Raw genomic sequence first — 17,882 nt, 5'->3', positions numbered from 1 at the left:
TTTCGGTGCTTTCGTCGCGAATTACCTCCATCGCCAGCAGCTCGTCGGAGTCGGAGAAGCGCATCCCGATGACGCCGGATGTGGCCCGTCCCATAGGCCGCAGGGTGTCGTCGTTGGCCGTGAACCGGATCGACATGGCCTTGCGACTGACCAGCAGCAGGTCGTCCTCGGCCGAGATGAGCGCCGCGTCGATCAACTCGTCGTCCTCGCGCAGGTTGACGGCGACGATGCCGCCGGTGCGATTGGAGTTGAAGTCGGTCAGCTTCGTCTTCTTGACCAGGCCGGCCTTGGTCGCCAGCACCAGGTACGGCGCGACCTCGTAGTTCTTCAGTGTGATGACCTCGGCGATGGTCTCGTCGGGCTGGAACGCCAGCAGGTTGGCCACGTGCTGGCCGCGGGCGTTGCGGTTCGCCTCGGGCAGCTCGTAGGCCTTGGCGCGGTAGACCCGGCCCTTGTTCGTGAAGAACAGGATCCAGTCGTGGGTGGACGTGACGAAGAAGTGCGCCACCAGGTCGTCGGTGCGCAGCGCCGCGCCCTGCACACCCTTGCCGCCGCGCCGCTGGGCCCGGTAGAGGTCGGTCTTGGTGCGCTTCGCGTACCCGGTGCGCGTGATGGTGACGACGACGTCCTCCATCGCGATGAGATCTTCCATCGAGACGTCACCGTCGTGCGGGATGATCCGGGTGCGCCGATCGTCGCCGTACTTGTCGACTATCTCGTTCATCTCGTCGCGGATGATCTGCCGCTGCCGGCCCGGCTTGGCCAGGATGTCGTTGTAGTCCTCGATCTCGGCGGCGATCCGGTCGTGCTCGTCGATGATCCGCTGCCGCTCGAGCGCGGCGAGGCGGCGCAGCTGCAGGTCGAGGATGGCGGTGGCCTGCACCTCGTCGATCTCGAGCAGGTTCATCAGACCGCCGCGGGCCTCGTCGGCCGACGGGCTGTTGCGGATGAGCGCGATGACGGCGTCGAGTTGGTCAAGAGCCTTGAGCAATCCGCGCAGGATGTGGATGCGCTTCTCGGCCTCGGCGAGCAGGTAACGGGTGCGCCGGACGATGACCTCGACCTGGTGGTCGACGTAGTGCGAGACGAACTGGTCGAGGCGCAGCGTGCGCGGCACGCCGTCGACGATGGCGAGCATGTTGGCGCCGAAGGTCGTCTGCAGCTGGGTGTGCTTGAACAGGTTGTTCAGCACGACCTTGGCCACGGCGTCGCGGGTGAGCGTGATGACGATCCGCATGCCGATACGGTCGGAACTCTCGTTGTGGATCGCCCGGATGCCGGCGATCTTGCCCTCCTTGACCAGCGCGGCGATCGACTCGACGAGGTTGTCCGGGTTCACCTGGTAGGGCAGCTCGGTGACGACGAGGATCGTCGCGCCCTTCTGGTCCTCCTCGATCTCGACGACGGCCCGCATGCGGATCGAGCCGCGGCCGGTGCGGTACGCGTCCTCGATGCCGTCGCGGCCGACGATCAGCGAACGGGTCGGGAAGTCCGGGCCGTGGATCAGCTGGATCAGCTGCTCGAGCAGCTCCTCCGACGTCGCGTCCGGGTGGTCGAGGGCCCAGCTCACGCCGGACGCGACCTCGCGCAGGTTGTGCGGCGGGATGCGCGTGGCCATGCCGACGGCGATGCCCTCGGAACCGTTCACCAGCAGGTTCGGGATGCGCGCCGGCAGGATGACCGGCTCGACCGTGTTGCCCGCGTAGTTCGGGACGAAATCGACAGTCTCCTTGTCGATGTCGCGCAGCATCTCCATGGCCAGGCTCTGCAGCCGGCACTCGGTGTAGCGGTACGCGGCCGCCGGATCGTTGCCGGGCGAGCCGAAGTTGCCCTGCGGGTCGATCAGCGGATACCGCAGCGACCACGGCTGGGCCATGCGCACCAGGGCGTCGTACAGCGCGGAGTCGCCGTGCGGGTGGTAGTTGCCCATCACGTCGCCGACGACCCGTCCGCACTTGACGTAGTTGCGGTCGGGCCGGAACCCGGAGTCGTACATGCCGTAGAGGATCTTGCGGTGCACCGGCTTCAGGCCGTCCCGCACATCCGGCAACGCCCGGCCGACGATGACCGACATCGCGTAGTCGATGTAGCTGCGCTGCATCTCCGTCTGGATGTCGACCGGTTCGATCCGGTCGAACGACGGAGGCTCAGTGATGTCAGTCAAGGGAATTGCCTATCTGTTCGTGATCTTCATGCCGATACGGAGCTCACGGTGCGTAGCACCATGAAGATCCCTAGATGTCGAGGAAGCGGACGTCGCGGGCGTTGCGGATGATGAAGGAACGGCGCGCCTCGACGTCCTCGCCCATCAGGACCGAGAACAACTCGTCGGCGGTGGCCGCGTCGTCGAGCGTGACGAGTCGCAGGATCCGGTGGGCCGGATCCATGGTGGTCTCCCACAGCTCCTTGGAGTTCATCTCGCCGAGACCCTTGTAGCGCTGGATCGCGTCTTCCTTGGCCAGGCGACGGTTGGCCTCCTGGCCGGCCTTGATCAGGCCGTCGCGCTCCTTCTCGGAGTACGCGTAGCTCGGCTCGCCCTTGCTCCACTTGATCTTGTAGAGCGGCGGGGCGGCGAGGTAGACGTGGCCGGCCTCGATGAGCGGACGCATGAAGCGGAACAGCAGCGTCAGCAGCAGTGTGGTGATGTGCTGGCCGTCGACGTCGGCGTCGGCCATCAGCACGATCTTGTGATAGCGCAGCTTGGTGACGTCGAAGTCGTCGTGGATGCCGGTGCCCAGCGCGGTGATGAGCGACTGGACCTCGTTGTTCTTCAGCACCCGGTCGATGCGCGACTTCTCGACATTGATGATCTTGCCCCGGATCGGCAGGATCGCCTGGAACATCGAGTCGCGGCAGGACTTCGCCGAGCCGCCGGCGGAGTCACCCTCGACGATGTAGAGCTCACTCTCGCCCGGGTCGGTCGAGCGGCAGTCGGCCAGCTTGCCCGGCATGCCCATCGTGTCGAGGGCGTTCTTGCGGGAGAGCTTGCGGGCCTGCTGCGCCGCCTTCCGGGCCCGGGCCGCCTGCGAGATCTTGGTGACGATGATCTTCGCCTCGGCCGGGTTCGCCTCGAACCACATGCCCAGCTTGTCGTTGCAGACCTGCTGCACGAACGTCTTGGCCGACGAGTTGCCGAGCTTGGCCTTGGTCTGACCCTCGAACTGCGGCTCGCCGAGCTTGATGGACACGATCGCGGCGAGACCCTCGCGGATGTCGTCGCCGCTGAACCGGTCCTCCTTGGTGTCCTTGATGATCTTCTTCTCGATGGCCCACCGGTTGACGATGTTCGTCAGCGCTGCCCGGAAGCCCTCCTCGTGCGTGCCGCCCTCGATCGTGTTGATCGTGTTGGCGAAGGTGTAGACGCTCTCGGAGTACGTCGCGTTCCACTGCATCGCGATCTCGACGGAGAGCCGGTTCGGCTGGTCCTCGGCCTCGATGTAGATCGGGTTCTTGTGGATCGGCTCCTTGGAGCCGTTCAGGTGCCGGACGAAGTCGGCGATGCCACCGGCGTAGAGGTAGGTGATCTCCTTGACGTGCGGCGCCTTCGTCGTCTTCGGCGCCGCCGTGGCGTCGTCCTCGTCGACGACCTTCTCCACCCGCTCGTCGCGCAGGATGATCGTCAGGCCCTTGTTGAGGAACGCCATCTCCTGCAGGCGGCGGCTGACCGTCTCGAAGCTGAAGGTGGTGGTTTCGAAGATCTGCGCGTCGGGCCAGAAGGTGACCGCGGTGCCCGTCTTCCTGCTGGCTTCGCCCTTCTTCAGCGGCTCGGCCGGCTTCTGGTCGACGTAGGGCTGGGTCCAGCGGAAACCGTCGCGGTGGATGTCGACCTCGAGGCGGTGGCTCAGCGCGTTGACGACGGAGATGCCGACACCGTGCAGACCGCCGGAGACGGCGTAGGAGTCACCGTCGAACTTTCCGCCCGCGTGCAGGACGGTGAGGATGACCTCGACCGTCGGACGCTTCTGCTGGGGGTGCATGTCGACCGGCATGCCGCGGCCGTTGTCGGTGACCCGGACGGCACCGTCGGCGAGCAGCACGACCTCGATGCGGTCGGCGTGCCCGGCCAGGGCCTCGTCGACGGAGTTGTCGACGACCTCCCAGACGAGGTGGTGCAGGCCGCGCTCCGAGGTCGACCCGATGTACATGCCGGGTCGCTTGCGGACCGCCTCGAGCCCCTCGAGGACCGTGATGGATTTACCTGAATAGTCGTTCTTGGCGGATTTGCCGGCAGTCTTCGCGGGGCTACTGGTCACGAGTGCGAACCTCTCTCGCCGAACCGGCGATGTGTCCGGCGGCGGTGCGCCGGCCGATCCAAGACGCCAGAAGCAGGGATCGGCCTGCTTCCAGACATGCAACTGGGGTCGTCCGGCACGTGGAGACGCGCAGGGCCAACCCCGAACTGTCCTGTCCAGTCTAGCCGAAACCCGGTTACGGAACCGTCGGCACGCGGGCTGATTCCGATGCTGAGCGATTTCCATCCCAGCCGTGACGGGTTCCCATGCACCCCCCGGTCCGGTGACGGTGTGCGCCCGATCAGCCACCCGCGGCGGCGATCAGGTCGCGTGCAGGTTATCCGTAGGTGTCGCGCGGGCCGCGGGCTCCCCGCACGCTCCGGTTCCCGTGCTTCCAGCTCGGGCCGGACGGTCCACTGATGATGATCTTGGTGACGACGTCGGGTCCGAGCTCGGTCACCAGGCGGGCCAGCAGGGTCGATGCCAGCAGGCGCAGCTGGGTCGCCCAGGCGGTCGACTCGGCCGCGACCCGGAGCTCGCCGGCGCGCAGGGACTGCGGGGTGCAGTGCGCGGCGACGTCGGCACCGACGAGCGCGAGCCAGTCGGCGAACACCCGTGCCTCGGACAGCGGGCGGTCCCACCCGCGCTCCTCCATGTAGGCCGGCAGCAGCGAGCCGATCCGCTGCGGATCGCTCGAAGTGTCCGTCCCCGGGCCGGAATAGCCACCGCGGTTGCGCCCGATGAGGTTGTCCCGGCGATTGCGCCGGCGGGACTCGGTATCGGTACGGGCGCGGCGTCCGGGCAGGGTGCGGGAGAGCTTGCGGGCATCCGTGAGCGCGCTGCGGACCAGATCGGGTGTCTCCCCGTTGTCCACAGGTTGTCCACCGGAACCGGGGACAGAGCCCCGCAAATGTGCTGAATCGGTGAAGTCGCTCGAGGCGCTGTCCACATCAGCGGACGGTTTTCCACCGTCGGCTGTGGACAAGCGTGTGGCCTGAGTCTCACCGGTCAGGTCCGCTTCACCGCGGTTTCGCAGGTTTCGCTCGTCAGTTCGATCATCGGACACGGCGGACCGCCCCACCGTGGACGTCGTAGCGCGCGCCCTGCAGCTGGCTCGGCACGTCACCGGCGACAGCCGCGGTGACGATCGCCTGCTCGGCCTTGCCCGCGACGAGCGCGAGTTGCTCGCGGCGCTCGCCGTCGAGCTCGGCGAAGACGTCGTCGAGGATGAGCACCGGATCGCCGCCGGGCAGGGCATCGGCCCGCAGCAGCTCGTAACTGCCGAGCCGCAGGGACAGCGCGGCCGACCACCCCTCGCCGTGGCTGGCGTACCCCCGGATCGGCAGCTCGCCGATGCCCAGCTCGAGATCGTCGCGGTGCGGCCCGACGAGATTCACGCCGCGCTCGATCTCGGCCGGACGGGCCTGGGCCAGCTCGGCCATCAGCGCCGCCTCGAGCAGGCTCGCCTCGGGTATCGCCTCGGGATCGTCCAGTTCCGGCAACGACGCCGCCAGCGAGGTCGAGTACCGCAGGGTCAGCGCCGAACTGGTCGGGGCGACCTGGGCGTAGGCCGCAGCGGCGTGGGGCCGCAACGCCCGCACGGCGGCGAGCCTGGCCCACAACAACTGCGATCCGTGCTGGGCGAGGTGCCCGTCCCATACGTCGAGCGTGCGCAGGTCACCGCCACCGCTGGACCGTCGGGCGGCGCCGGCCGACTTGAGCAGGGCGGCCCGCTGCTTGAGCACCCGTTCGTAGTCGGCGCGCACCCCGGCCAGGCGGGGCGTGCGAGCGACGATGAGCTCGTCGAGGAAACGGCGCCGCTCGCCCGGATCGCCCCGGACGATGGCGAGGTCCTCGGGCGCGAACAGCACCGTGCGCAGCGCGCCCAGGATCTCGCGGGGGCGGGGGACCGGCGCGCCGTTGAGCTTCGCCTTGTTGGCCCGGCCGGCGACCAGTTCGAGCTCGACCCGCAGCTCACGCTCGTCGGCCACGATCGCCGCGCGGACCACGGCCCGCTCGGCGCCGGCCCGGATCAGCGGGGCGTCGGAGGCGACCCGGTGGCTGCCCAGCGTGGCGAGATATGCGAGAGCCTCGACCAGGTTCGTCTTGCCCTGCCCGTTCGCCCCGACCAGGACGGCCGGGCCGGGATCGAACGCGACGTCGGCGCTGACCCAGCTCCGGAAGTCGGCGACCGTGAGGTGCCGGACGTGCATGAGCCGACCTAGCCCGGCAGGCGGACGGGCATGATCAGGTAGGTGTACTCGGCCCCGTCGGCGGCCTCGGGCCGGAGCACGACCGGCTTGGTCGAGGACGTGAACAGCATGCGGGCCGTCCCGGTGGCCAGCGCACCCAGACCGTCGAGCAGGAACTGCGGGTTGAACGCGGTGGTGATCGGGTCGCCGTCGTAGGTGACTTCGAGCTGCTCCTCGGCCCGGCCCTCGTCGTCGCCGCCGGCGGTGAGCGAGACGGTGCCATCGGCGAATTCCATGCGGACGGGCGCGTTGCGGTCGGTGACGAGCGCGACGCGCTTGACCGCGGCGACGAGCGGGTCGACCGCGACCTCGGCGCTCGACGCCCACTCGTTGGGCAGCAGCGAGCGGTAGGCCGGGAAGGTGGCGTCGAGCAGGCGGGTGGTGGCCCGGCTGGCGCGGCCGCCGTTCGTGCCGGAGAAGCCGATGATGCCCTCGCCGGCGCCGCCGGCCGCCAAGGAGATCGTCAGCGACTCGCTGTGCGCAAGGCTCTTGGCCGCGTCGGCCAGGGTGCGAGCCGGGACCAGCACCTGGGCGCCGGCCGCCGTCGCGTCGTCGGGCTTCCAGGACAGCTCGCGGACGGCTAACCGGTAGCGGTCGGTCGCGGCGAGGGTCAGCCGGTCGCCGTCGATCTCCAGTCGCACACCGGTGAGCATCGGCAGCGTGTCGTCGCGGCCGGCGGCGATCGCCACCTGCCCGACGGCCGCAGCGAACTCGGCGCCGTCGACGGTGCCGGCCGTCGTCGGCATGCTCGGCAGCTTCGGGTAGTCGTCGACCGGCATGCCGGGCAGCGTGAAGCGGGCCGCGCCACACGAGATGGTCAGCCTGGACCCGTCGACCGTGACGTCGACCGGGTGCGGTGGCAGGGCGCGGGTGATGTCGGCCAGCAGGCGACCGGAGACCAGGGCCTGGCCGGGCGCGCCCGCGGTGACCTCGAGGTCGACCTCGGTGGAGGCCTCGAGGTCGAAGCCGGATACCCGCAGCTGATCGCCGTCGACGGTCAGCAACAGACCGGCGAGCACCGGTAGCGTGGGCCGGCTGGCCAGGCTGCGGGCCGCCCAGGTGACGGCGTCGGCCAGGGCGTCTCGTTCGACCCGGAACTTCACTGCTGCTCCCAACCGTCTTCGCCGCCCGGCATGGGGATATCCCCACTGTCCACGTGGCTGTAGCTCTTGTCGTTGTCCATCATTGAATTGAGATTTACGTCTGTCGTCTTCGCATCTGTGGATGCTGGGGACAACCACCCGGCTGCCCCGTGAACGCTAGCGTCCGAAGGTCTACCAGCTGTGGACGACAGGCAGGTGGTCGTACCCAGGTCGGTGACGTGCCGGTGCACATCCGGCGCCGGCGCGAGGTCGTCCACACGACGTGCACTGTTGTCCACAGCGAACCCCACATCGTGTGAACTCATGAACGAGCCCGGACCTTGATCCGGCTGGTGAGCTCGGTGATCTGGTTGTAGACGGCGAGCTTCTCCGTCATCTGGGCCCGGATCTTGCGCTCGGCGTGCATCACGGTCGTGTGGTCGCGATTGCCGAACTTCTCGCCGATCTTGGGCAGCGAGAGGTCGGTGAGCTCGCGGCAGAGGTACATGGCCATCTGGCGGGCGCCGACCAGCACCCGGCTGCGCGAGCTGCCGACCAGGTCGTCCAGCGTGATCGCGAAGTACTCCGCGGTCACGGCCATGATCGTGGTCGCGTTGATCTCGGGGGCGTCGGATTCGCCGACGAGGTCCTTGAGCACCATCTCGGCCAGCCCGAGCTCGACGGCCTGGCGGTTGAGGCTGGCGAACGCGGTCACCCGGATCAGCGCGCCCTCGAGCTCGCGGATATTGCTCTGGATCTTGCTGGCGATGAACTCGAGGACGTCGGGCGGCGGGTTCATGCCCTCCTGGGCGGCCTTCTTGCGGAGGATGGCGATGCGGGTCTCGAGGTCGGGCGCCTGGACATCGCTGATGAGGCCCCACTCGAAGCGGGTGCGCAGGCGGTCCTCGAGCGAGCTCAGCTGCCGCGGGGACTTGTCGGAGCTGATGACGATCTGCTTGTTCGCGTTGTGCAGCGTGTTGAAGGTGTGGAAGAACTCCTCCTGGGTCCGCTCCGCCCGCTCGATGAACTGGATGTCGTCGATGAGCAGGACGTCGACCGAGCGGTAGCGCGACTGGAACGCCTGCATCTTGTCGTCGCGCACCGAGTTGATGAAGTCGTTGGTGAATTCCTCGCTCGACACGTAGCGCGTGCGCAGCCCGGGCTGCAGCCGTTGCGCGTAGTGGCCGATCGCGTGGAGCAGGTGCGTCTTGCCCAGGCCGGAGTCGCCGTAGATGAACAGCGGGTTGTACGCGCGCGCCGGCGCCTCGGCCACCGCAACCGCCGCGGCGTGGGTGAACCGGTTGCTCGAACCGATGACGAAGGTCTCGAACGTGTACTTGGGGTTGAGCCGGGCCTCGCGATCACGCTCGTCGTCGGAGTGCTTCGGCCGGTAGGTCGGGGTGGCCGAGGCCGGACGCGGCGGGTCGGCCCGCCAGTCGTCCTCGTCGGTGGTCAGGCCCTCGGAATCGCCCGGCTCGGGCGCCGACTCCTTGGCCTCGCCGGCCTGCACGGTCACCGCGACCTGGATGTCGCGGTCGAGTTCCTCGCTGAGCACCTTGGCGATCATCTGGCGCAGCCGGTTCTCGAGGAAGTCCTTGGCGAAGTCGTTCGGCGCCGCGAGCAGGACGGTGTCCTCGACCAGGCCGAGCGGGCGGGTCAGGCCGATCCAGGCCTTCTGCTGGGGGCGGACGCTCGGATCGTCGAATCGGTGCTTGACTCGATTCCACACGGCGACGATGTCGACGCTGTCGTCCACGGGCGGGTCACTCCAGTAAGTCGCGGTGCAGGTGTCGCCATGCCACGGGGATTCGTCGGTGGTCGTTCGTCGGTGGTCTCGGCGGTGAAGAGGTGCTGCTGCGACCCTCTCACGCGTCGAGGGGACGCCGAAATCCACAGACTTCTCCACAGACTGTGTACGGCGGTGCCCCCTGGCGGGGTCGACCGGTCCTGGTCGGTCCCGGTCGACTCCTGGAAACCCCCGCGTCACCCGCTGTTGGGCGACACGATGGGCGAACCTAACAGCGGTCGCGGACCGCGACAATAGGTACCGGCGTGTCGGCCCGGCCGGGGTCGTCCGGGGCCCTACGGTGATCGATTCGGGCCGGGCCTGGTTTGACCTGCACGCCAGGCAATCCGTACCGTGAGCGCGTCTGTGTCGTCACCGGTCCGCCGGTGACTCACGTCCGTTGTCTCCCGCTGCAGGCCACACCCGCGTGGCCACGGAAGATCGCGTCTGTACCGCCTCGACCGATGGAGCCCCACCGTGAGCAAGCGCACCTTCCAGCCGAACAACCGACGCCGCGCCAAGACGCACGGCTTCCGGCTGCGCATGCGTACCCGTGCCGGCCGCGCCATCATCGCGGCTCGCCGTGGCAAGGGCCGCAGCAAGCTCTCGGCCTGATCCGACCCGGCGCCGCCGGCTCGTAGACGCTCGTTTCCCGTGCTCCCACCCGTTCACCGGATGAGGCGCTCGACCGAATTCTCCTCGGTGGTGCGCTCCGGTTCACGCGTGCGCAGCGGCAGTGTCGTCGTCCACCACCATGCTGATCTCGGTTCCGGCCCGGCCCGGGTCGGGCTCGTGGTGAGCAAGGCGGTCGGTGGCAGCGTCGTGCGCCACCAGGTCAGCCGCCGGTTGCGGGCCCAGCTCGCCGATCGCCTCGTCCGACTGCCCGACGGCAGCCTGACCGTCGTCCGGGCGCTGCCCGACTCGGCCCGCGCGACCTCGCAGGATCTCGGACGCGCACTGGACCGGGCTCTCGAACGGTTGGCCGTCTGATGGCCCGCTCGTTCACGGCGCGGGTCCTGCTCGGTTGCGTGCGGTTCTACCGGATGGCCATCAGCCCGCTCCGGCCGCCGAGCTGCCGCTACGTCCCGACCTGCAGCGAGTACGCGGTCGAGGCCATCGAGATGCACGGGGCGGGTCGCGGCGTGTGGTTGGCCCTGCGCCGCCTGCTGCGGTGCCACCCTTTCCACGCCGGCGGGCACGACCCGGTGCCACCGTCCGTTGGAGGGCGCGAGCGCCGTCGCGACCGAAAGTCCAGCCCTGACCCCGTCCTGCTCACGACGTCGTCGCGATCAGCGGCCTAGGAGTATTTGAGTGCTCAACTTCCTGTACGTCGCGGTTTCCTGGGTGTTGCTGCGGTGGCACCAGCTGCTCGGCGCGGTCGGCCTCGATCCGAACAGCGGCCTGACCTGGGCGCTCTCCGTCGTGCTGCTGGTGGTCACGGCCCGGCTGCTGCTGTTCCGCATGTTCGTCAAGCAGGTGCACTACCAGCGCAACATGCAGAAGATGCAGCCGAAGATGCAGAAGCTGCGGGAGAAGTACAAGAACGACCGGGCCGAGCTGAACCGGCAGATGATGAAATTCCAGCAGGAGGAGGGGTTCAACCCCCTTGCCGGCTGCCTGCCGATGTTCCTCCAGATCCCCGTGTTCCTGGGGCTCTACCACGTCTTGCGGCACCTCTCGAACTCTGTGACGCGCTGTAACACCAATAGTCACGACAAGATCCTGCAGATCTACACCTTCACCCGCAGTGAGACCTGCAGCGCAGCCAAGGCCAAGCTCTTCGGGGCGCCGCTCGCGGCCTCGTTCCGGGACAACGCGGCCCAGCTGGCCAAGCTCGGTGGCGACATCACCTCCACCCGCTCGGTCATCCTGCCGCTGCTGCTCGTCAGCGCCGCGGCCACCTTCGCCACGCAGCTCATGGTGCGGGCCAACGCGACGGTCGCCCCCGAGGGCACCGCGGCCACGATCCAGCGGGTGATGCTCTACATCATCCCGGTCGGTGTGCTGATCTCCGGGCTGCTCTTCAACTTCCCGCTCGGCGTGCTCCTGTACTGGTTCACCTCGAACTTGTGGACGCTGGTCCAGCAGGCCTACATCATCCGGTTCCACCCCCCGACCGACGAGCCGGCCAAGCCGGCCGGCGAGGTCGGCCGGACGCTCGCCCCCCGACCCGGGCAGCGGCCGGTACGAATGAACAAGCCGGGCCAGTCGACGAGCGGCTCGGGAGCCGATGTGGTGGACGACGAGGAAGACTCCGTCACCACGCCGCGAGGTTCGACGCCTCGACCCGGACAACGCCCGAACCGGCCGGGCGGCAAGCGCCCGCCGGCCAAGCGCCCCACCCAGGCCAAGAAGCGTCGCTAGCCGCGCCGGCCATCCCAGACCGCACCACCCACCGCCCGGGTTCCATTTCCGGGAACTGCTGGAGAGGACACAGTTCGTGAGCGAGACCGATACGCACGCCATCGACACCGCCATCGACACCGAGGACGACACCGCCGCCGAGGCGATTGACGAGCCGACGCCGGAGTCCGGAGCCCCGACGAGCGAGGGCCGCGGCGGCGAGGCCGCCGACAGCCTGCTGGTGCGTGAGGGCGACATCGCCGCCGACTACCTCGAGCGGCTGCTCGACATCGTCGACTACGACGGCGACATCGATCTGGACGTCGAGAACGACCGGGCCGCCGTCGCGATCGTGGGCAGCGACCTCCAGTCGCTCGTCGGCGGTCGGGGCGAGACCCTCGATGCGCTGCAGGAACTGACCCGCCTCGCCGTGCAGCAGCAGACCGGCGTGCGCAGTCGGCTCATGCTCGACGTCAGTGGCCACCGCCAGGCGCGCCGCGCCGAGCTGCAGAAGCTGGCGACCGACACCGCCGCTCGCGTCCTCGACTCCCACGAGCCGGTCCGCCTCGCCCCGATGAACCCGTTCGAGCGCAAGGTCGTCCACGACGCGATCGCCACGGTCGACGGCGTCGTCAGCGAGTCCGAGGGCGAGGAGCCGCACCGTCGGGTGGTCGTGCTCGTCGAGCGGTGACCGGCGAGCCGGTTCCGCATGACCCGGAGGACGGGTCGGCCACATCCGCAGGTCAGGCCGGCCCGGTCGACCTGACACCCACGCCGGCGGCGAGGGCGATCTTCGCCGATCGCCTCGCGCCGGCGGAGCAGTTCGTAACCCTGCTGGCCACTGACGGCGTCGAGCACGGTCACATCGGGCCGCGGGAGCGATCGCGCCTCTGGGATCGCCACCTCGTCAACTCGGCGCTGGTGACCGACCTGCTCCCGGTCGGGGCCCGGGTGGTCGATGTCGGCAGCGGCGCCGGTCTGCCCGGCATTCCCATGGCAATCCGCCGGCCCGACCTGCACCTCGACCTCGTCGAGCCGATGTTGCGCCGAACCCGCTTCCTCGAATCCGCGGTCGCCACCCTTGAGCTGGGCGACCAGATACGCATCGTGCGCGGGCGGGCCGACGAGCCGGCAGTGCTCGCCGAGGTCGGATCGGCAGATTTTGTTGTCGCCCGGGCTGTCGCTCCACTCGATCGACTGGTGAGATGGTGTCTACCGCTCCTGGCCCCCGGCGGGCGACTTCTCGCTCTGAAGGGTGCAAGTGCGACCGACGAGGTCGTGCAGCATCGGGCGGCGCTGTCCCGATTGGGCGCAGCAGAGATCACGGTTCATGAGCTGGGCGCCGACCTCGGGTCGGAGCCGACCTGGGTCGTCCAGGTGACCCGATCCGCTCGAACGGCTGGGCGGCGTCCGGCGAGGAGGGCACGATGAACGAGCAGGCCGACTGGTCGGTGGACCAGCATGTTTCACGTGAAACCGAAACGGCGGTCGCCACCGACGCTGACACGGACAGGAGTCCGAATATCGGCGGCGATGTTTCACGTGAAACGCTCGCGGGTGACGAGCTGGTGGACGTCCCTGGTACTGACCCGGTTTCACGTGAAACCAGGCGCGAGCGCGACGACAACCACGACACCCCGATCATGCGCGAAGCCGCGCAGGCCGTTCACGTGTTGAACGTGCGGCAGGAGCAGTGGCCGACACCCAAGGCGACCCGCGTGCTGACCGTGGCCAATCAGAAGGGTGGCGTCGGCAAGACGACGAGCGCGGTGAACATCGCGGCTGCCCTCGCCCTGCACGGTCTGCGCGTCCTGCTCATCGATCTCGATCCGCAGGGCAACGCCAGCACCGCCCTCGGCGTCGACCACGGGGTCGGCACCCCGTCCATCTACGACGTGCTGCTCGGTGGGCGCCCGATCGCGGAGGTCGCCACGGCCACCGAGTTCGCACCCACCCTGCGCTGCGTCCCGGCCACCCTCGACCTCGCCGGGGCCGACATCGAACTGACTTCCCAGGTCGCCCGCGAGTACCGACTCCAGCGAGCCCTGCAGACCTTCCTCGATGCCGAGGGAGACGAGGTCGACTACGTCCTCATCGACTGCCCGCCCTCACTGGGACTGCTCACCCTCAACGCGCTCGTCGCCGGCCGGGAGATGCTGATCCCGATCCAGTGCGAGTACTACGCCCTCGAGGGTCTGGCCCAACTGCTCAAGACGGTCGAGCTGGTGACCTCGCACCTCAATCCCGACCTGGCCGTCTCGACCGTGCTGCTGACCATGTACGACAGTCGCACCCGGCTCGCCGATCAGGTGGCCGACGAGGTGCGCCGCCACTTCGGCGAGCTCGTTCTCGAGCCGATGATTCCCCGCAACGTCCGGGTCTCCGAAGCCCCGGGCTTCGGGCAGACCGTGATGACCTACGACGCCGGATCACGCGGAGCGATCGGGTACCTTCGAGCGGCTCGCGAGATCGCCGAGCGCGGTGCTACGGCATGACCGGACAGGAACGGGTGGGACGGATGAGCGGGCTGGTTGTGCGGACGTCAGGGTGGTCGGCGTGAGCGCGAAGTCGCGCCGCGGGGGGCTCGGACGGGGCTTGGGTGCGTTGATCCCGACCGCTCCGCCGGTCGAGGACCGCCCTGCCGCCCCCGTAGCCGATCAGTCCGGCAACGGCAGCGCCGAGCCGGCGACCGCCTCGCCCGGATCATCGACCGCAGCGCCGTCGACCGAGCCCGCGCTCGAAGAGGTCGCCGGCCCGCTGGCGATCCCGGGCGCGACGCTGGAAGAACTGCCGGTCACCTCGATCCACGCGAACGCCAAGCAGCCGCGCCAGGTCTTCGACGAGGACGCCCTGGCCGAACTGACGCACTCGATCCGCGAGTTCGGCGTGCTCCAGCCCGTTGTCGTCCGCGCCCACACCGACGGTGACGGCTACGAGCTGGTGATGGGTGAGCGGCGGCTGCGGGCGGCGGTGGCCGCCGGCCTGGACACGATTCCGGCCATCGTCCGCTCCACCGAGGACGACGCGATGCTGCGCGACGCCCTGCTGGAGAACATCCACCGGGCCCAGTTGAACCCGCTCGAAGAGGCGGCCGCGTACCAGCAGCTGCTCGAGGAGTTCGGCACCACCCACGACGAGCTGGCCCAGCGTATCGGGCGCAGCCGGCCGCAGGTCAGCAACACGATCCGGCTGCTGAACCTGCCGCTCGCGGTGCAGCGGCGAGTTGCCGCCGGGGTGCTGTCGGCCGGCCACGCCCGCGCCCTGCTCGGCCTCGACGACCGCGATGCCCAGGACGAGCTCGCCAGCCGGATCGTCGCCGAGGGCCTGTCCGTCCGCGCGACGGAGGAGCTGGTCACGCTGGCCCGCACCGCCGGACCGGCCAAACCGGCTCGCCGCCCCGCCCCGCGGATCAGCGCGCCGGCCGTCACCGAGCTCGCCGGCAAGCTGTCGGATGTCTTCGACACCCGGGTTCGCGTCGACATCGGGCGGCGCAAGGGCCGGATCACCGTCGAGTTCGCATCCATCGACGACCTCGAACGCATCGTCTCGGTCATGGCCCCGCAGGTGTCGACCCGCCGCTCAGCTCAGGACGAGGGCGACTCGACGTCGAACGAGCCGTAGGTCAGCACCTCGGGAAGGCTTCGCCGGCCGCGCTTGAGCGAGGGTGAGCGCAGGTCCGGGGCCGGGTGGCCGAGACTGACCACGCCGATCGGCTCGAGGCCGGGCGGCACGTGGAACGCCTCGAACAGGGCGGGCCAGCGATCCTTCGGCACGCCGAAGAAGCAGGCGGCCAATCCGGCGTCCTGCGCGGCGAGCAGCAGGATCATGGCGGCCATGCCGGTGTCGATGTGCCAGTAGGGGACCGGCCATCGATCCGGGTCCTTGTCGATCCAGCCCTTGTCCGGCTCGGCGTAGCGGTCGAGGTAGGCCTGCTGATCGGAGAAGAAGATGATCAGAACCGGTGCGGTTCGCAACCGATCGAGCCACGAGTTGCTCGCGCCGTCCTCGGTGGTCGCCGACCAGAACGAATCGCGAGATGTTATGTCGTCCAGGACGAGAAATCTCCAGGCTTGGGTATGGCCCGCCGACGGCGCCCGAATTGCCAGATTTAGTAGGTTTTCCAGCTCGTCCCGCGGGATCGGCCGGGTCGGGTCGTAGCTCCGGACCATGCGACGGGTTCGGACCGCTTCGCGAAGTTCCACCCGCTCACTCTGGCAGCCGGCTGTTAGGTCGGCGACAGTGGTCGGCAGTGGGACTGCCCCGATCGACCTAACTCGGGCGCCGATCTCAGTTCGATATGGGATCGTGGCGGCGTGGAGCTCATGCAATCGCGCAAGTTGACGAACGTCTGCTACGACATCCGCGGCCCGGTGCTCGAGGAGGCCAAGCGCCTCGAGGAAGAGGGTCGCCGGATCATCAAGCTCAACATCGGCAACCCCGCACCGTTCGGCTTCGAGGCTCCCGACGAGATCCTGGTCGACGTCATCCGCAACCTGCCGACGGCGCAGGGTTACAGCGATTCGCAGGGTCTGCTCTCCGCCCGCACCGCGATCGTGCAGCACTACCAGGAGCGCGGGATCGACACCGTCGACGTCGACGACGTGTGGCTCGGCAACGGCGTCAGCGAGTTGATCACGATCAGCCTCCAGGCGCTGCTCGACAACGGTGACGAGGTGCTCGTCCCGGCGCCCGACTACCCGCTGTGGACGGCCTCGACCTCGCTCGCCGGCGGCAAGCCGGTGCACTACCTGTGTGACGAGTCGGCCGGCTGGCAACCCGATCTCGACGACATCCGGTCCAAGGTCACCCCACGCACCAAGGCCATCGTGGTGATCAACCCGAACAACCCGACCGGTGCGGTCTACTCCGAGGACACGCTGCGGGCGATCGCCGACCTCGCCCGCGAGCACGGCCTGGTCGTCATGGCCGACGAGATCTACGACAAGATCCTCTACGGCGCCGCGGTGCACCATCCGTTCGCCCGGATCGCCCCCGATGTCTTCACCCTCACCTTCAACGGGCTGTCCAAGGCCTACCGCGTCGCCGGCTTCCGGTCGGGCTGGATGATGGTCAGCGGCCCGAAGCGGCACGCGACGAGCTACCTCGAGGGCATCACGATCCTGGCCAACATGCGGCTCTGCGCGAACGTTCCGGCGCAGCACGCGGTGCAGGTCGCGCTCGGCGGGCGGCAGAGCATCCGCGATCTCATCCTGCCCGGCGGCCGGCTGCTCGAGCAGCGCGACGCCGCGATCACCGCGCTGCGCGCGATTCCCGGCGTGAGCTGCACCGTCCCCGACGGCGCCCTCTACGTGTTCCCCCGCCTCGACCCCGAGCGCTACCCGATCAAGGACGACCAGCGTTTCGTGCTGGAACTGCTGCGGGCACAGCACGTCCTGGTCGTGCAGGGCACCGGGTTCAACTGGCCGGATCCCGACCACCTGCGCATCGTCACGCTGCCCCGCGCCGACGACCTGACCGACGCGATCGGGCGGCTCGGCGCCTTCCTCTCCGAGTACACCGGGGAGCTGTAACGCTCGACAGGAGGGTGACGTGTCCCGGCGACTGGTCAGCATCACGCTCGACAACCTGTCGGATCTGCCGACCCGGTGCCGCTCCTGCGTGTTCTGGGAGCTCGATCCGGTCTCCGGTGAGCGGGCGCGCGACCGCGGCGGCGCCGGGATCGAGAAGGAGGCCTGGGTCTCCGACACCCTGCTCGAATGGGGCAGCTGCGGGCAGTTGGTCTATGTCGACGGCGTGCCGGCCGGTTACGTCCTCTACGCGCCGGCGGCCTACGTGCCGCGGGCGGTCGCCTTCCCCACCTCCCCGGTCAGCGCCGACGCCGTCCTGCTCATGACCGGCCGCATCGTCGCCGACTTCGCCGACGGCGGGCTGGGCCGGATGCTCGTCCAGGGGGTCGCGCGCGACGTCGTCCGGCGCGGGATCCGGGCCATCGAGGCGTTCGGACGGACCGGCTCCGGCGCCCCGCGAGACGCCGATTCGGCCGATCACAGCTGCCTGCTGCCGGCGGACTACCTGCTCGCGGTCGGCTTCAAGACGGTGCGGCCGCACCCGCGGACCCCGCGCCTGCGCCTGGACGTGAAGACGACGGTCACCTGGCGCGAGGATGTCGAGTACGCGTTCGAACGCCTGCTCGGCTCGATGCAGGCGCCGGTGCTGTCCCGCTGAC

At 69.0% G+C, this 17,882-nt stretch carries 17 protein-coding genes; 10 read left to right on the top strand and 7 right to left on the bottom strand.

Annotated elements, in window-relative coordinates; genetic code table 11:
* From gyrA to dnaA, 6 genes are all read right to left on the bottom strand, one after another.
* Positions 1-2,101 (bottom strand): DNA gyrase subunit A (gene gyrA, locus VGN18_RS20520; protein WP_414655082.1); only part of this gene is annotated, 2,101 nt, incomplete at its 3' end.
* 133 nt (positions 2,102-2,234) lie between these two features.
* The gene (gene gyrB, locus VGN18_RS20515) at positions 2,235-4,253 is read right to left on the bottom strand and encodes a DNA topoisomerase (ATP-hydrolyzing) subunit B (RefSeq protein ID WP_327541589.1); all 2,019 of its coding nucleotides are present in this window, start codon (positions 4,251-4,253) and stop codon (positions 2,235-2,237) included.
* Between the two features lie 316 nt (positions 4,254-4,569).
* Complete coding sequence (locus tag VGN18_RS20510; RefSeq protein WP_327541588.1) at positions 4,570-5,106, bottom strand: DUF721 domain-containing protein; 537 nt, start codon at positions 5,104-5,106, stop codon at positions 4,570-4,572.
* Between the two features lie 181 nt (positions 5,107-5,287).
* A complete protein-coding gene (gene recF, locus VGN18_RS20505) occupies positions 5,288-6,445 on the bottom strand; it encodes a DNA replication/repair protein RecF (protein WP_327541587.1) in 1,158 nt (385 codons plus the stop codon).
* An 8-nt stretch (positions 6,446-6,453) separates the two neighbouring features.
* On the bottom strand, positions 6,454-7,587 hold the full coding sequence (gene dnaN, locus VGN18_RS20500; protein WP_327541586.1) for a DNA polymerase III subunit beta: 1,134 nt from the start codon (positions 7,585-7,587) through the stop codon (positions 6,454-6,456).
* A gap of 301 nt (positions 7,588-7,888) precedes the next feature.
* Entirely contained in the window at positions 7,889-9,322 is a 1,434-nt protein-coding gene (dnaA, locus tag VGN18_RS20495) for a chromosomal replication initiator protein DnaA (protein ID WP_327541585.1), read from the bottom strand.
* A 507-nt stretch (positions 9,323-9,829) separates the two neighbouring features.
* Between dnaA and rpmH the strand changes: the two genes are divergently transcribed.
* From rpmH to VGN18_RS20455, 8 genes are all read left to right on the top strand, one after another.
* A complete protein-coding gene (gene rpmH / locus VGN18_RS20490) occupies positions 9,830-9,967 on the top strand; it encodes a 50S ribosomal protein L34 (RefSeq protein ID WP_327541584.1) in 138 nt (45 codons plus the stop codon).
* 60 nt (positions 9,968-10,027) lie between these two features.
* Positions 10,028-10,342, top strand: coding sequence for a ribonuclease P protein component (rnpA, locus tag VGN18_RS20485; RefSeq protein ID WP_349259978.1), 315 nt, complete (start codon positions 10,028-10,030; stop codon positions 10,340-10,342).
* Complete coding sequence (gene yidD, locus VGN18_RS20480) at positions 10,342-10,653, top strand: membrane protein insertion efficiency factor YidD (protein WP_327541582.1); 312 nt, start codon at positions 10,342-10,344, stop codon at positions 10,651-10,653. Before rnpA ends, yidD begins: the two co-directional genes overlap by 1 nt.
* Positions 10,654-10,663: 10 nt before the next feature.
* Positions 10,664-11,716 carry a membrane protein insertase YidC gene (yidC, locus tag VGN18_RS20475; RefSeq protein ID WP_327541581.1) on the top strand — a complete coding sequence of 351 codons (1,053 nt, stop codon included), beginning with the start codon at positions 10,664-10,666 and terminating at the stop codon, positions 11,714-11,716.
* A 76-nt stretch (positions 11,717-11,792) separates the two neighbouring features.
* A complete protein-coding gene (locus VGN18_RS20470) occupies positions 11,793-12,386 on the top strand; it encodes a protein jag (RefSeq protein ID WP_327541580.1) in 594 nt (197 codons plus the stop codon).
* A gap of 71 nt (positions 12,387-12,457) precedes the next feature.
* Positions 12,458-13,126, top strand: coding sequence for a 16S rRNA (guanine(527)-N(7))-methyltransferase RsmG (rsmG, locus tag VGN18_RS20465; protein ID WP_349259982.1), 669 nt, complete (start codon positions 12,458-12,460; stop codon positions 13,124-13,126).
* Entirely contained in the window at positions 13,123-14,190 is a 1,068-nt protein-coding gene (locus VGN18_RS20460; RefSeq protein WP_327541578.1) for a ParA family protein, read from the top strand. The genes rsmG and VGN18_RS20460 overlap by 4 nt, the downstream gene beginning before the upstream one ends.
* Before the next feature lie 61 nt (positions 14,191-14,251).
* The gene (locus VGN18_RS20455) at positions 14,252-15,316 is read left to right on the top strand and encodes a ParB/RepB/Spo0J family partition protein (protein ID WP_327541577.1); all 1,065 of its coding nucleotides are present in this window, start codon (positions 14,252-14,254) and stop codon (positions 15,314-15,316) included.
* Here the strand turns inward: VGN18_RS20455 and VGN18_RS20450 are convergent.
* Positions 15,280-15,897 carry a nitroreductase family protein gene (locus tag VGN18_RS20450; RefSeq protein WP_327541576.1) on the bottom strand — a complete coding sequence of 206 codons (618 nt, stop codon included), beginning with the start codon at positions 15,895-15,897 and terminating at the stop codon, positions 15,280-15,282. The two genes, VGN18_RS20455 and VGN18_RS20450, sit on opposite strands and share 37 nt — an antisense overlap.
* Positions 15,898-16,008: 111 nt before the next feature.
* On the opposite strand from VGN18_RS20450, the gene VGN18_RS20445 reads away from it, so the two are divergent.
* Positions 16,009-17,226: a pyridoxal phosphate-dependent aminotransferase gene (locus VGN18_RS20445; protein ID WP_349259977.1), complete on the top strand. Its 1,218-nt coding sequence runs from the start codon at positions 16,009-16,011 to the stop codon at positions 17,224-17,226.
* Positions 17,227-17,245: 19 nt separating this feature from the next.
* On the top strand, positions 17,246-17,881 hold the full coding sequence (locus tag VGN18_RS20440; protein ID WP_327541575.1) for a GNAT family N-acetyltransferase: 636 nt from the start codon (positions 17,246-17,248) through the stop codon (positions 17,879-17,881).
* Position 17,882 lies beyond the last annotated feature (1 nt).

The sequence above is a fragment of the Jatrophihabitans sp. genome, assembly GCF_036000465.1.
Lineage (GTDB): Bacteria > Actinomycetota > Actinomycetes > Mycobacteriales > Jatrophihabitantaceae > Jatrophihabitans.
The sequence above is the reverse complement of the archived record's forward strand: the minus strand, read 5'-3'. Positions and strand labels throughout refer to the sequence as shown.

What these genes read in the sequence shown, in the direction of transcription:
- recF (WP_327541587.1), bottom strand. Translation starts at nt 6,445, where the DNA reads ATGCACGTCCGGCACCTCACGGTCGCCGACTTCCGGAGCTGGGTCAGC.
- VGN18_RS20460 (WP_327541578.1), top strand. Translation starts at nt 13,123, where the DNA reads ATGAACGAGCAGGCCGACTGGTCGGTGGACCAGCATGTTTCACGTGAA.
- yidD (WP_327541582.1), top strand. Translation starts at nt 10,342, where the DNA reads ATGGCCCGCTCGTTCACGGCGCGGGTCCTGCTCGGTTGCGTGCGGTTC.
- rnpA (WP_349259978.1), top strand. Translation starts at nt 10,028, where the DNA reads ATGAGGCGCTCGACCGAATTCTCCTCGGTGGTGCGCTCCGGTTCACGC.